Source organism: Variovorax paradoxus (assembly GCF_000834655.1).
Taxonomy (GTDB): Bacteria; Pseudomonadota; Gammaproteobacteria; order Burkholderiales; family Burkholderiaceae_C; genus Variovorax; species Variovorax paradoxus_F.
The window spans coordinates 56,175-68,821 of the sequence record NZ_JXQQ01000028.1 but is presented as its reverse complement, the minus strand read 5'-3'; the positions used below and the strand labels follow the sequence as shown (position 1 = coordinate 68,821).

General features: G+C 67.5%; 11 protein-coding genes. 9 read left to right on the top strand and 2 right to left on the bottom strand.

Annotated elements, in window-relative coordinates; genetic code table 11:
• Positions 1-3 precede the first annotated feature (3 nt).
• The 5 genes from tssK to RT97_RS12840 all read left to right on the top strand — a co-directional run bounded on the left by tssK (position 4) and on the right by RT97_RS12840 (position 8,273).
• Entirely contained in the window at positions 4-1,395 is a 1,392-nt protein-coding gene (gene tssK, locus RT97_RS12860; protein ID WP_042579176.1) for a type VI secretion system baseplate subunit TssK, read from the top strand.
• Positions 1,396-1,398: 3 nt separating this feature from the next.
• Positions 1,399-2,097 carry a DotU family type IV/VI secretion system protein gene (locus RT97_RS12855; protein ID WP_042579175.1) on the top strand — a complete coding sequence of 233 codons (699 nt, stop codon included), beginning with the start codon at positions 1,399-1,401 and terminating at the stop codon, positions 2,095-2,097.
• On the top strand, positions 2,094-5,903 hold the full coding sequence (locus RT97_RS12850; protein WP_042579174.1) for a type VI secretion protein IcmF/TssM N-terminal domain-containing protein: 3,810 nt from the start codon (positions 2,094-2,096) through the stop codon (positions 5,901-5,903). The genes RT97_RS12855 and RT97_RS12850 overlap by 4 nt, the downstream gene beginning before the upstream one ends.
• Before the next feature lie 129 nt (positions 5,904-6,032).
• Positions 6,033-7,061, top strand: a complete 1,029-nt coding sequence (locus RT97_RS32105; protein WP_155403800.1) for a helix-turn-helix domain-containing protein — start codon at positions 6,033-6,035, stop codon at positions 7,059-7,061.
• A 39-nt stretch (positions 7,062-7,100) separates the two neighbouring features.
• Entirely contained in the window at positions 7,101-8,273 is a 1,173-nt protein-coding gene (locus tag RT97_RS12840) for a serine hydrolase domain-containing protein (RefSeq protein ID WP_052810635.1), read from the top strand.
• A 95-nt stretch (positions 8,274-8,368) separates the two neighbouring features.
• Here the strand turns inward: RT97_RS12840 and RT97_RS12835 are convergent, their stop codons facing one another.
• Complete coding sequence (locus RT97_RS12835) at positions 8,369-9,124, bottom strand: SDR family NAD(P)-dependent oxidoreductase (RefSeq protein ID WP_216595168.1); 756 nt, start codon at positions 9,122-9,124, stop codon at positions 8,369-8,371.
• Positions 9,125-9,312: 188 nt separating this feature from the next.
• Between RT97_RS12835 and RT97_RS12830 the strand changes: the two genes are divergently transcribed.
• The gene (locus tag RT97_RS12830) at positions 9,313-10,224 is read left to right on the top strand and encodes an AraC family transcriptional regulator (protein WP_042579172.1); all 912 of its coding nucleotides are present in this window, start codon (positions 9,313-9,315) and stop codon (positions 10,222-10,224) included.
• Here RT97_RS12830 and RT97_RS12825 read toward each other — a convergent pair.
• Complete coding sequence (locus RT97_RS12825; protein ID WP_042579171.1) at positions 10,212-11,126, bottom strand: AraC family transcriptional regulator; 915 nt, start codon at positions 11,124-11,126, stop codon at positions 10,212-10,214. The two genes, RT97_RS12830 and RT97_RS12825, sit on opposite strands and share 13 nt — an antisense overlap.
• Positions 11,127-11,262: 136 nt before the next feature.
• Here RT97_RS12825 and RT97_RS12820 point away from each other — a divergent pair, with 136 nt between their 5' ends.
• From RT97_RS12820 to RT97_RS33120, 3 genes are read left to right on the top strand one after another with little or no spacing between them, the layout of a single operon-like run.
• On the top strand, positions 11,263-12,027 hold the full coding sequence (locus RT97_RS12820; RefSeq protein WP_042579170.1) for an SDR family NAD(P)-dependent oxidoreductase: 765 nt from the start codon (positions 11,263-11,265) through the stop codon (positions 12,025-12,027).
• Positions 12,028-12,039: 12 nt separating this feature from the next.
• Positions 12,040-12,438, top strand: coding sequence for a VOC family protein (locus tag RT97_RS12815; protein WP_042579169.1), 399 nt, complete (start codon positions 12,040-12,042; stop codon positions 12,436-12,438).
• Positions 12,435-12,605, top strand: a complete 171-nt coding sequence (locus RT97_RS33120) for a hypothetical protein (protein WP_155403799.1) — start codon at positions 12,435-12,437, stop codon at positions 12,603-12,605. Before RT97_RS12815 ends, RT97_RS33120 begins: the two co-directional genes overlap by 4 nt.
• Positions 12,606-12,647: the final 42 nt, after the last annotated feature.

Here is a 12,647-nt window from a genome sequence, read left to right as displayed (position 1 = left end):
CCAATGAACGACAAGGCCGGCATCTATTGGCAGCAGGGCATGTTCCTGCAGCCGCAGCATTTCCAGCAGTCCGACCTGCACCAGCAGTTCCAGCGGAAGCCCGCGCTGGAGAGCGGCCAGCCGCATTTCTGGGGCGTGGGCGAACTCGCGATGGCCACCGCGGCCATCGCGAACCAGCGCATCGAACTGCAGTCGGCGCAGGTGCTCTTTCCCGACCGCACCTACGTGGAATATCCGGGCAACGCGGTGATCGCGGGCCGGGCCTTCACGACCGAGCATTTCGAGGGTGACAAGCCGCTCACCGTCTACCTGGGACTGCGCCGCCTGCATGCCACGGAGTCCAACGTCAGCACCGTCGGCGAGCTCGCCGAGGCAGCGCTCGCACCGACCCGGTTTGCGACCACCCACGCGAGCGACGAGGTGCCCGATCTCTATTCGAACGCCGCCCCCGCGCAGGTGCGCTCGCTGATGTTCGTGCTGCGCATCTTCCTGGAGAGCGAACTGGAGGCGCTGCAGGACTACGAGCTGGTGCCGATCGCCAGGCTGGTGCGCGACGGGGCCCTGGTGCGGCTGGTCGAGGACTACGTGCCGCCCTGCTATGTGCTGTCGGGCTCGCAATGGCTGCAGCAGCAGGTGCGGGACATCCGCGACGAACTCGCGGGGCGGGCCCGGCAGCTGCAGGCCTACAAGAGTCCGGGCGGCACCCGCGGCGCGGGGCTCGATGCCGCCGACGTGGTGCTGCTTCTGGCGCTGCGGACCATGAACCGTTTCAGCCCGCTGCTGCAGCACCTGAGCGAGGTCGAGAACCTGCACCCCTGGGCGGTCTACGGCGTGCTGCGACAGCTGGTGGGGGAGCTGAGTTCGTTTTCGGAGCGCTTCAACATGTTCGGCGAGGCCGAAGACGGCACCGCGGGCGTCCCGGCCTACGACCACCGGCAGATCGGCCGCTGCTTTGCACGCGCGCATGCCCTCATCACCCACATGCTCAACGAGATCACGGTGGGCGCCGAGTTCATCGTGCAGCTGCAGCCCGAGGGCGACCATCGCTACAACGGCGAACTGCCCAAGCGCCTCTTCGGCGAGCACAACCGCTTCTACCTGCTCCTTCGCAGCGATGCGATTTCCGCCGCCGTCGCGCAGGCGGTGCCGAACAATGCCCGGCTGGGCCCAACCGCCGAGATGCCCAAGCTGCTGTCGCTGGCGCTGCCGGGCCTGGAACTCATCCACCTGCCGGTGGCGCCGCAAGGCCTGCCGCGGCGCGCCGATTCGCACTACTTCCGCATCGAGCAGATCAGCCGGCAGTGGGAAGCGATCACGCGCGACGGCCTGGTCTCGCTGTCCTGGCTCGATGCGCCGGGCGACCTGCGCGCCGAGATCGCGGTCGTGAGAAGGTAGGCCGTGAAGCTGGTCGATGCCTTCATTCCCGTGCTGGCCGTGGTGCGCCAGTTCGCGCTCGCCCCGGACCAGGATGCCCCGGGGATGGCCGCGCGGCTGCAGCCGCTTCTGGTGCAGGCGCAGCATGACGCGCTGGCCATCGGCGCGACCGAGGACGACGTGCGCCACGCGTTGTTCGCGGTCGCCGCCTGGGTCGACGAGACGCTGTCCACCTGCGACTGGCCGCAGGCTGCAGGCTGGCAGCGCCATCTGCTGCAGCGGCAGTTCTTCAACCTGTCGAATGCGGGCGTCGCATTCTTCGACAGGCTCGCCCAGCTGGGCGACACGCAGGCCGATGTGCAGGAGGTCTACGTGCTGTGCCTCTCGATGGGCTTCACCGGCCGCTACGGCCACGGCGCGCACGACGGTCACGGCGACGCGGTGCGCGCGCTGGCCGACATCCGCCTGCGCGCGATGCGCCACGTGCTCGCCCAGGCGAGCGCGCGCGGATTGCCCGCGGCCGAAGCGGCCGCACTGGTGTTTCCGGGCGTCGAACTGAAGACGCCCGAGGGCGTGGGCACTGCGCCTCGCCGGCGGTTCGCGCTCTCGCGCCTGAGCGCGCTAGTGCTCACGGTGCCGGTGCTGGTGCTGTGCGGCCTCTACCTGGTCTTCTTCCTGGTGCTGCGGCATGAGGTCCACGCCATCCTGCCCCTGATCCGATGAAATTCCTGCGCAACCTGATCGTCTGGGCCTTGGTGCTGGTGCTGCTCGCGCTGGTCGGCTGGGGCGTCTCGCTCTACCTGGGGTGGCCGTGGTGGAGCGCCGTGGCCATCGTCTGCGGGGCGGTGGGCCTCTACCTGCTGTACCGCTTCGTGCGCCGCCTGCTGGTGGCCGCGCGCTCGCGCAGCGCCATCGCACGGCCCGACGCGGACCAGCGCCTGCGCACCGAGGCGATGTCGCCGCAGGCGGTGCTCAAGCGGCGCTGGAAGATGGCCGTGGACACGCTCCGCCGCTCGGGCCTGCGCCGCCACGGCAACCCGCTGAACGTGCTGCCCTGGTACATGCTGGTGGGCCGTTCGGGTGCCGGCAAGACGACCGCGCTCACGCGCTCGCGCCTGAGCCTGCCCCTGCAACAGGTCGACCGCAACGCGCCGATCGTGCAGACGGCCAATTGCGACTGGTGGTTCTTCGACGATGCCGTGCTGATCGACTGCGCCGGCCGTTATGTCGAAGCCGAAGGCTCGCGCGAGGACCGCGAGGAATGGAGCGTGGTGCTCGACCAGCTCGCGCGCTACCGGCCGCAAGAGGGCATCAACGGCCTGGTGCTCACCATCGACGTGCGGCGTTTGCAGAACCCCGATCGCGACGGGCTGGCCGAAGAGGGCCGGGTGCTGCGCGAGCGCATCGAGCAGCTGATCCGGCTGTTCGACAGGCGCTTTCCGATCTACCTGCTCGTGACCCAGTGCGACCACCTGTACGGCTGGGAGGATTGGTCGGCCCGGCTGGAGCCCGGCGCGCTCGACCATGCAATGGGTTATCTGGCGACCGACACCGAGCAGCGCTTCGTCGACCGCGCGTTCGCCCGCATCGGCGAGCGGCTGGGCCTGTTGCGCCTCCAGCTGGCGGCGCGCGCGCCCGGCGCCACGCCGGCACTCCTGATGTTTCCGAGCGAGCTCGCGCAGGTGAAGGCCGGGCTGCGCCTGTTCCTGGACGCCTGCTTCAGCGACCATCCGTACCTGGAGAGTCCTTTCCTGCGAGGACTTTTCTTCAGCAGCGGTGCCCAGGAGGGCGGGGCGGCCTCGACCCTGCTGCCCCAGCTGCTGGCGCCCGTGCCGGCGCATCGAACGACCCACACGGGGCTGTTCCTGCACGACTTCTTCGGCCGCATCCTGCCGCGCGACCGCCACGCGGGCCTGCCTGCCGCGCTGGTCAACCACTGGCGGCGTGCCACGCGCCACCTCGGACTGCTCGCGTGGCTGGCGCTGTGCCTGGCCGCCATGGTGCTCATGGCGGCGGCGTTCCAGCACAACCGCACGACGGTGGCGCTGGTGCGCGAGACCTACCCGCTGGACGTGCGTTTCGTGGGCAAGCTCGACGACGATGCGATCACGCTCGAACGCATCAGCGACGCGCTGGCCGTGGTCGACAAGCGCAACGACCGCTGGATCGGCGAATGGATGGTGGCGACCAGCGAGGTGGGCCTGCTGGAGCAGCAGCTGCAGCGCAGCTTCGTCTCCAACTTCCGCAACTACATCGAGAAGGGCAGCTACGCCACCTTCCAGGAGCTCGGCCCGGAGAGCAAGGTGCCGGTCCAGCAGCTTCGCGCGGGGCGCGCGTACAACCTGGTGCGCCGCATCCATCACATCCAGCGGCGCATCGCGGGCGATACGCGCAGCAAGCTCGACGGCATGCCGGGCTTGCTGCCGGTCGATCCGGCCAGCCGTGTCGATGCGCAGACGGTCCACCGCCTCGAGCGGCTCGGGCTCTCGTACATCGCATGGCACCCCGACGAGGACGGCTTTCTGGACGCGCGGCTTGCGTCTTCGCAGACGCAGCTGGATCACGAGGCCTATGCCGGCGCGCCGCCACTGGCCTGGCTGCTGGACCTCCCCGCCGATGCCTTGCTGGGCGACGACGTGACGCTGGCCTTGTTCTGGCAGCCGCTGGCCGGCACGGCCGGCGCGGCGAATGCGAAAGCGATCGCAACCGAGCTGACCGGCTCGCGCGTGCCCGTGGCCTTCACCCTCGAGGGCCAGCGCGCCATCGGCCACTTTCTCGACGACATGGCCACGGCGGTCAAGGACCGACCGAAGTTCGAGCGCGAGCGCCTGCAGTTCGAGGACTGGTACAGGTTGCAGCGTGCCAACGCCTGGTACCACTTCGCCACGGTCTTTCCGGCCGGCGAACAGCTGATCGCCAACGAAGCCGCATGGCGCAGCGCGTTGACGCGCGTGGCCAACGGACAGGACCCCTACACGCTGCTGATCGATCGGCTGCGGCACGAATTCGCGGGCCTCAAGGACGACGAGCTGCCGCGCTGGCTGCTGCTGGCGCGCACGCTCGCGCGACTGCAGGCCGAGACCCGGGCCGGCGCCATCCTGGCGGGCAACTCGACCGTGTCGCTGCTGAGCACGCTCAACGCGGTCGGCGGGCGGGCGTTGCAGGCAAGCACCGCCAGCCTGCCGCTCGGGCGCGAGACGGTGCGGCGGGACCTTGCGCTGCGCAAGCAGCTGAGGACATACGACGCCGGCCTCGATGCGGTCATGCGCGACGCGCTCGACGGCGAAGGCAAGGCCATGGCGCTGGCCACCGAATTCCATGCCTTCGGCAACGACCCGGCCGTGCCCTCGTCGCGACTGCGTGCAGTGGCCGACGCGATGCGCGAACTGCGGCAGGACTCGGGATTCGACGGCGGCGAGAGCGCCGTGGTGTGGAAGCTGGCCAGCGGCCCATTGCACCTCTTGTTGCGCTACGTCGAGCAGCAGGCCTCTTGCGTGCTGCAGAAGGATTGGGAAACCAGCGTCATGTGGCCGCTGCAAAGCGCCACCTCGATGACGCAGATCATGGACCAGCTGTTCGGCACACAAGGCACCGTCTGGGCTTTTGCCGACGGGCCCGCCAAGCCCTTCCTGCGGCGCGACGCCACGCGCTTCAGCACGGCCGAGACGCTGGGCTACAGCCTGCCGATGACGCCGGCCTTCCTGCCGGTGCTCAACGGTGCGGTGAACAAGCGCGTGGAGCAGCTGGTCGGCCAGCAGCAGCTCGAACTGGCGCAGCGCAAGCGCCAGGCCGATGCGGAGAAGCAGCAGCTCGAATCGAGCCAGGCGCTGCAGGCCGTCGAGTCGCGCCTGGCCGAAGCCCGGCAGCAGGCCGAGGCCCTGCGCGTGGCGCCGCTGCCGTTGACCATCACCGCGCAGCCCACGGGCGTGAACCCCGAGGCCACGGCCAAGCCCTACCTCACGACGCTCACGCTGCGTTGCGCCGCGGGTGCCAAGGTGATCAACAACTACAACTTCCCGGTGACCGAGCAGCTCGAGTGGAGCGCAGCGAAGTGCGGGGAAGCCACGCTGGAGATCCGGGTCGGCGATCTCACGCTGACGCGGCGCTACCCGGGTGCCACCGGCGTGGCCGACTTCGTCGGCGAATTCCGCGACGGCACGCACGACTTCGGCGTGCTGGACTTCCCGCGCAGCCGCGCGCGGCTGGAAGCCATGAAGGTCAGCAAGATCAGCGTGCGCTACGACCTGCAAGGCCAGGACGCGCTGCTGAAGGCGCAGGCGCAGCTCACCAAGCTCGCACGCGACCAGGTGGATGCGGCGGCCGAGAAGCAGCGCCTGGCGGCGCAGCAGCTCGGCCAGGCGCAGGCGCTGGTGGACCTGCGCGCACCGGGCGCTTCCGGCGAGCCGCTGATGCATGTCTCGGTGCCGCCGCGCGTCGGCGCCTGCTGGAGCGCGGAAAGCCGCAACAAGTCGCCGCAGACCTTGCAGGCGATGTTCGATGCGCTGATCGGCCCCGCGGCCGCGCGCTGAGGCGATAGCGCAATGGACTTGCACGAAATACCGAACATGTCTGCTACGCCTGTAATTTGGCCATCCGTCGCAACGCCAACAGAATCGCGCGCTGGAGTCTTGGGGTATCCGGGAGGATCTGGGAATTCGATGGTTGCAACTTCTTCCGCACGCTCAGGCGGACGGCGCTATTTCTCTGCCGACGGCCTGGGTGCTGCAAGGCATCGCAGCGAGGTCACGACGGGCATTCTCGGATCGATGAACCTGGAACTCGTCTCGGACGATCCCCTGCTCGGGCGGGGCGTTCTCTGCGAAGACACCAAGGGCACGATCGGGCACTGCGAGGTGCCGACATCGGAAATGCGCTCGACCTTGCCGGCCACCGGCGCCCCACGCGAGGCCGACATCTGCCTGTGGCTCATCGAGCGCGGCACGCTCACCGTCGAGCAGAACAACGGCATCCAGACCCGGTTCGGCCCGGGAAGCGCGTTGCTGTGCGACATGGCGCAGGCGTTGCGCGGGCGCTGGGATCGCGCGCGCTTCAGCTTCGTGCGACCCGCCAGGCAACGCCTGGTGCAACTGCTCGGCCATGTGCCGGCGGCACGGGCGCGCTCGGTCGAGGCCATCGACCATCTCGCGCTCGCACCCTTTCTCGCATCGCAACTGGGCACGCTGGCCAACCACGGGGTCGCGCTGGGTTCCGAAGAACTGGAGGCGGTCCTTGCGAGCATCTTCCAGACCGCCGAGGCCCTGCTCGGTTCGGTGTACGTGGCAGGGGCCGAACAGGGCGTCGATCGGCTGCAGCTGGTGCACCGGTACATCCAGAGCAACCTGCACCGGCACGACCTGAGCGTGGCCGACGTCGCGCGGGACACCGGCCTGTCGCGTGCACAGCTCTATCGCCTCTTCGCATCGCAGGACATGAGCGTGCATGCCACCTTGCGCGAGATGCGCCTGCTCAAGAGCCTGAGCTACCTGCACCAGCCTGGCAGCGGGTTGCTGAGCATCGGTGCCATTGCCTATGCCTGCGGCTTTTCCGACCAGGCGGTGTTCAGCAAGCTCTTTCGCCAGCGCTTCGGAATGCCCGCCCGCGAGGCGCGTCAGCGGATGGCACTCGACCAGCCGATCGATGTGTCGCGCGCGCCCAAGGCCATGGGCATCGGGCAAAAGGGCGCCTGAGGCGGCGCCCGCGATACCCAACACTCAGGAGATATCACCATGCGCTTCAATCCCTCACGCCGTCATCTCGTCCGCTGGACCGGTGCAGCGGCCCTGGTTCCGTGGCTCGCCTCGTGCGGTGGCGGCGGCTCCGGCAATTCGGGTGCCATCGTCATTCCGCCCGTTGCCCCGGAAGCGCCTTCCCGCGACGGCGCCTATGCGAAGACCGTCGAGGACTTCATGTCGACCTATCGCCCCCCGGGCGTTCTCGCAGGCGTGCGCCTGGCCGGCGCCGCGCCCTGGACGCGTGCGTTCGGGCAAGCCGACGTGGCCCAGGGCACGCCGCTGTCGCTGAACAGCACGTTCCCCCTGCGCAGCATCACCAAGTCGTTCACCGTGACGGCACTTCTTCAGCTGGTGAAGCTGGGGCGGATCGAGCTGGACGACAAGGTCGGGCGCTACATCGCGGGCGTGCCCAACGGCAGCCTGATCAGCCTGGCCGATCTCGCCGGCAACCAGAGCGGGTTGGCCGACTATTCGGTGCAGCCGGCTTTCATCGAAGTCTTCGTCAAGGACTTTCTGCGCGTGTGGACGCCACAGGAGCTGGTGGCCATTTCGTTCGCGGTGCCGCCTTCGTTTCTTCCGGGCGAGCAATACGAATACAGCAACACAAACACCGTGCTGCTGGGCCTCGTGATCGAAGCGGTCACCGGCCTGCCGCTGGGCGACGTGCTGACTGCGCAGATCTTCCGGCCGCTCGGGTTGACCGGCACCAGCTATCCGTTGACGGCCACGCTCCCGCCGCCGGCGCCCACGGGCTACGCGGTCGACGTCGTCACGGGTGCCATCGACGACCAGCCGCTGGTGAGCCCCACCTGTCTGGCCGGCTCCGGCGCCATGGCATCGACGCTGACCGACCTGCTCGCATGGGGCGATGCGCTCGGTCGCGGAACGCTCATCGGTGCCCAGCTGCAGGGCGTGCGCAAGTCGCGCGCGCGAGCCGTCACCAACGGACCGGAGTACGAACGCTACGGCCTTGGCATCGGACAGATCGGCAACTGGTGGGGCCACACCGGCAGCGGCGTCGGATTCCAGGTCGCGACCATGTACCTCGAATCGCGCAGCGCGACGGTGTCAGTCATGGTGAATGCCTCGCCCGAAGGCGACCGCCAGCACCTGAACCTGGCGCAGGAACTGTTCGAGAAGCTGGCGGCTGTGGTCGAGGCGGGCTGAACTCGCCTGCGTTATCGGGGCCTCCATCTGGGACTTGAAGCACCGCGCAAGTGCTCCATTCGCTCGAGTTGACATCCCTCCGCCAAACGCACGCCTCAGTAGCCAACGCCACGCACTCCGCCAGCCGCGCGGATGGACTCGCCCGTCACCCAGTGAGAGCCCTCGGAGGCGAGGAACACGGCAACCGGTGCAATGTCTTCCGGCTCGCCGAAGCGGCCGAGCGGCGTGCCCGCAACCAGCTTCACACCGAAGTCACCCTCGAAATTGCCGTTCGTGGCGGGTGTGTTCGTGTGGCCGGGCAGGATGGAGTTGACGCGAATGCCCCGCGGGCCGAGTTCGCGAGCGAGCGCGAGTGTCATCGTGTCAACGGCACCCTTGGTCGCCGCATAGACGCTGGAAGCCAGGTAGGGGTCGGTACTCAGTATCGAGCTGATGTTGATGATGCTGCCGCCGGCCTCGCCGAAATGCTTCACCGCTTCGCGGATCGCCAGGAAGTACCCCAGGACGTTCACATTGAACTGCTTGTGAAAGGCCGCTTCGGTCAGGTCGGCAACCATCTCGAACACTGCAACACCCGCGTTGTTCACCAGCACATCCAAGCGACCGTGTTCGGCCGCGATCGTGTCGAACAGGCGGACCACGTCGGCCGAATTGCTCATGTCCGCCTGGACGGCCACTGCCTTGCCACCGGCGCCCTCGATCGACGCGACGATCGCATCGGCTCCCGTCTTGCTGGTCGCGTAGTTGACGAGGACGGTTGCACCTTCGGCAGCCAGCGCCTTGGCAACGCCTGCTCCGATGCCGCTCGATGCGCCGGTGACCAGCGCGACTTTCTGCTTGAGTTTCATGATCTTGCTTCTTCCATATTGAGAGTTTTGCAACGACAGGCGGCGTGCCCTGGATCGCTGGCCACGGGGTCCGTCGATGCGTTCGAGTATTCGGTCCTCCCGGTCTCGGCGGTCGCCGGTTCTTCTCTCATCCTTGCCTATTTTTCTCATCGCGCTTGTGCCGGCTTCGGCACTCACCCATGATGCGAGGCATGGACAACGCAATGGTCGAGCTGCGCAGGTTTGTGATGCGCGCGGAAAACAAGTGGACCGACATCGGGGTGCCGCGGGTGGCCATCGTTCGTGCCGAGGCTTGTGCCGATCAGGTGTATCAGCCCATGCTGCACATGGTGCTTCAGGGCTCCAAGACGCTTTCGATCGGTGATCGCATGCTGAGCCTCGAGGCAGGGTCGTACTTCATCGTGCCCGTGGACGTCCCCGCCACCGGTCAGATCCGACCTGGCGGACCTGGCTTGCCTTATCTCGCCATCAGCCTGACCCTCGATCCCGAGGTCATCGCCGGCCTGACCATCGGGGACAACGCAAGGAGCGAGCAGGTCAACACGGTGTGCTTCTCGGCCGTGCAAGCACCCTCGGAGATGATCGACGCATGGCTGCGCATGTTGCGGCTCAGCGATCGTGCGCATGAAATCGCGACCCTCGCTCCGATGATCGAACGCGAAATTCTCTTTCGCGCATTGCAGGGGCCGCTGGGCGATCAACTGCGCGAGATCGCGCGACCTGACGGACGGCTTGCCCAGATTCGGCGCGCGGTCCAGTGGATTCGGGACCACTACGCCGAGCCATTTCGGGTCGAGAGCCTGGCGTCGATGGCCGACATGAGCGTCCCGTCTTTCTATCGTCACTTCCGTGCGGTGACTTCCATGACGCCGATCCAGTACCAGAAGCGGCTACGCCTGCTCAGGGCACGCTGGCTGCTGCTGTTCGAGCCGAGGGATGCCGCTTCGGTCGCCTTCGCCGTGGGGTACGAAAGCCCTTCGCAATTCACCCGCGAGTACGCGCGCATGTTCGGCCTGCCGCCCATTCGTGATATCGCCAGATTCAAGGCGCCTGCGATACCGGACGGCGCGGGTCCGGCAGGGCTCTCTCTTCAAGCGGCCTGAGCCACCGGTGTCGCCGCGCGAGGTGCGTACGTGGCGAGCAGCCGCTCCGAGTCGCGCGCCGGGGGCAACCCGAATGCGCGGGCGTATTCGCGGCTGAACTGGGTCGCGCTTTCGTAGCCGACCTCCAGGGCCGCCGAGGTGACGCTCTTGCCGCCCACCACCAGCAGCGTGCGGGCTTGCAGCAGGCGGATCCGCTTTTGGTACTGCAGCGGACTGAGGGACGTGACCGCCTTGAAGTGGCGGTGAAACGCCGACTCGCTCATCGCGGCCCTGTCGGCGAGCGCCGCGATCCGCAAGGGCTCCGCGAAATCGCGGCGGATCCATTGGATCGCAAGGCTGACCCGCGCCATGGCGCTGTCGGGCCGTGCGATCTCACGCAGCATTCCGCCCTGCGGACCTTGCAGCACCCGATAAAGAATCTCCCGTTCATAGGCCGGTGCCAATGCGGGGATGTCGTCGGGGTGGTTCATCAGTCGCAGCATGCGGACCCAACCATCCATCAGCTCCGGCGTCACCGCCGCAACCGAAAAACCGGTTTCCACTTTCTCCGCTTCGGCAAGTTTAGGCAGGTCGGCCAAGAGCGCTGCAATGACTGCGGGCTGCAGCGTCAGCGCCACCGCCAGGTAGGGCTCGCCGGACGCATCCGGCCACACCGTGCCCACAGCAGGCAGGTCGACCGACATGACGAAGTAATTGGCCGGACAGTAGTGCAAGGTCTGGTCGCCCACGGTCATCGACTTGCTCCCTCGGAGGATGAGGTTGACCATCGGGTCGTAGACGGCAGCCAGTTCGTGCTCCGGAATCTTGCCCTGCACCATCGCGACCCGGGGGATGCCGGTCTCCGTCATGCGGTTCTGCGCCTTGGCGGCAAGGGTCCGGAGTTCGGCGAGTTGTTCTTCCATGCGACGCATCAGACCGCATTGCCCATCGTCGCGCAAGAGAGAAAGCAGTTTTAGGCAGGATCGAGCCAGAAACGGGCAGGCTTGGAAACGGCACGCGACCTATCGTTCGTTCACTGTCAACCAACCTGAGAAACACATGAGCAAGCACACCGGCATCGTCATCATCACCGGCGCAAGCCGTGGCCTCGGCGCCAGCGCCGCCATTCAGGCGGCCAAGCGCGGCATGGGCGTCATCGTCACGTACAACAGCCACAGCGCCGGCGCCGACGCCGTGGTCCGGCAGATCGAGACCGGCGGCGGCAAGGCTGTGGCGCTGGCGCTGGACGTCGCCAAGGTCTCGTCGTTCGCAGGCTTTCGCGACAGGGTCGCAACGGCGCTCGCATCGACCTGGGACCGCGACCGTTTCGATGCATTGGTCAACAACGCCGGCTATGGCCAGTTCAACGCGATCGAGGCGGTCACCGAAGCCGAGTTCGACGGCCTGCTGGGCGTGCACCTCAAGGGCCCGTTCTTCCTGACGCAGGCGCTCTTGCCACTGATGGCCGATGGAGCGCAGATCATCAACATGACCAGCGCGACGACCCGTGTGGCGACGCCGGGAGCAGCGCCGTATGCAGCCTTCAAGGGCGGTCTTGAGGTGCTGACGCGCTACATGGCCAAGGAGTTCGGCCCGCGCGGCATCCGCGCCAATTCGGTTTCTCCCGGAGCGATTCGTACCGACATGACCAGCGGCGCGTTCGACCAGATGCCCGAGTTCGAGACCATGCTTGCCGGGCAGACAGCCCTCGGCCGTATCGGCGCACCCGACGACGTCGGCCGCGTGATCGCCGGATTGCTGTCCGCAGACAGTGGCTGGATCAACGCGCAGAACATCGAAGTCTCCGGCGGCTACAACATCTGAGCGGGATCTCCAATGCTTGACCATGTCTTCATTTCCGTGAGCGACGTGCAGCGCTCGATCGACTTCTATACGGCAGCTCTGGCGCCGCTGGGCATCACGCGCCAGCACGACTACGACGGTCGGGATGGGCCGCCGGGGCACCCGGACCTCAAGGGCTTCGGAGCGAAGGGGCGAGTGTTTTTCTGGTTGCGTCAGGGCGTCGCTGACGGGCGGGCTGCGCATATCGGCTTCGTCGCATCGAACAAGCTCGAAGTCGATGCTGCCCACGCGGCCGCGATGGCTGCGGGGGCTATCGACAACGGCCCCCCGAGCGCGCGCCTCTACTACGACCCTCGCTACTACGCAGCCAACGTGTACGACCCGGACGGCTACAGCCTCGAGTTCGTCTACAAGAGCTGGCAGCAGGCATGAGCCGCGTCCTTGCCTGCACGCCGACGATCGCGGTCGAGGCGGCCCGGCGCATCCTGGGCGGCCAGCATTCCCCTGGGTTCGAGACGCGCGCCCGGATGTCTGGCGCGGGATTCGCCCAGGCTGCCGAGGGCACGCGAATCATCGACCTTGGGGAGTCGACGCGATAGGCGCGCACCGAGAGGCACAAAGGAAGCCGGGGGCGGAAGGAC

Bases quoted from the DNA above. Each gene is read 5' to 3' on its own strand.
- RT97_RS12825 (WP_042579171.1), bottom strand. From the start codon at position 11,126: ATGGAAGAACAACTCGCCGAACTCCGGACCCTTGCCGCCAAGGCGCAG.
- RT97_RS12840 (WP_052810635.1), top strand. From the start codon at position 7,101: ATGCGCTTCAATCCCTCACGCCGTCATCTCGTCCGCTGGACCGGTGCA.
- RT97_RS12830 (WP_042579172.1), top strand. From the start codon at position 9,313: ATGGACAACGCAATGGTCGAGCTGCGCAGGTTTGTGATGCGCGCGGAA.
- tssK (WP_042579176.1), top strand. From the start codon at position 4: ATGAACGACAAGGCCGGCATCTATTGGCAGCAGGGCATGTTCCTGCAG.
- RT97_RS33120 (WP_155403799.1), top strand. From the start codon at position 12,435: ATGAGCCGCGTCCTTGCCTGCACGCCGACGATCGCGGTCGAGGCGGCC.
- RT97_RS32105 (WP_155403800.1), top strand. From the start codon at position 6,033: ATGGTTGCAACTTCTTCCGCACGCTCAGGCGGACGGCGCTATTTCTCT.
- RT97_RS12850 (WP_042579174.1), top strand. From the start codon at position 2,094: ATGAAATTCCTGCGCAACCTGATCGTCTGGGCCTTGGTGCTGGTGCTG.
- RT97_RS12815 (WP_042579169.1), top strand. From the start codon at position 12,040: ATGCTTGACCATGTCTTCATTTCCGTGAGCGACGTGCAGCGCTCGATC.
- RT97_RS12820 (WP_042579170.1), top strand. From the start codon at position 11,263: ATGAGCAAGCACACCGGCATCGTCATCATCACCGGCGCAAGCCGTGGC.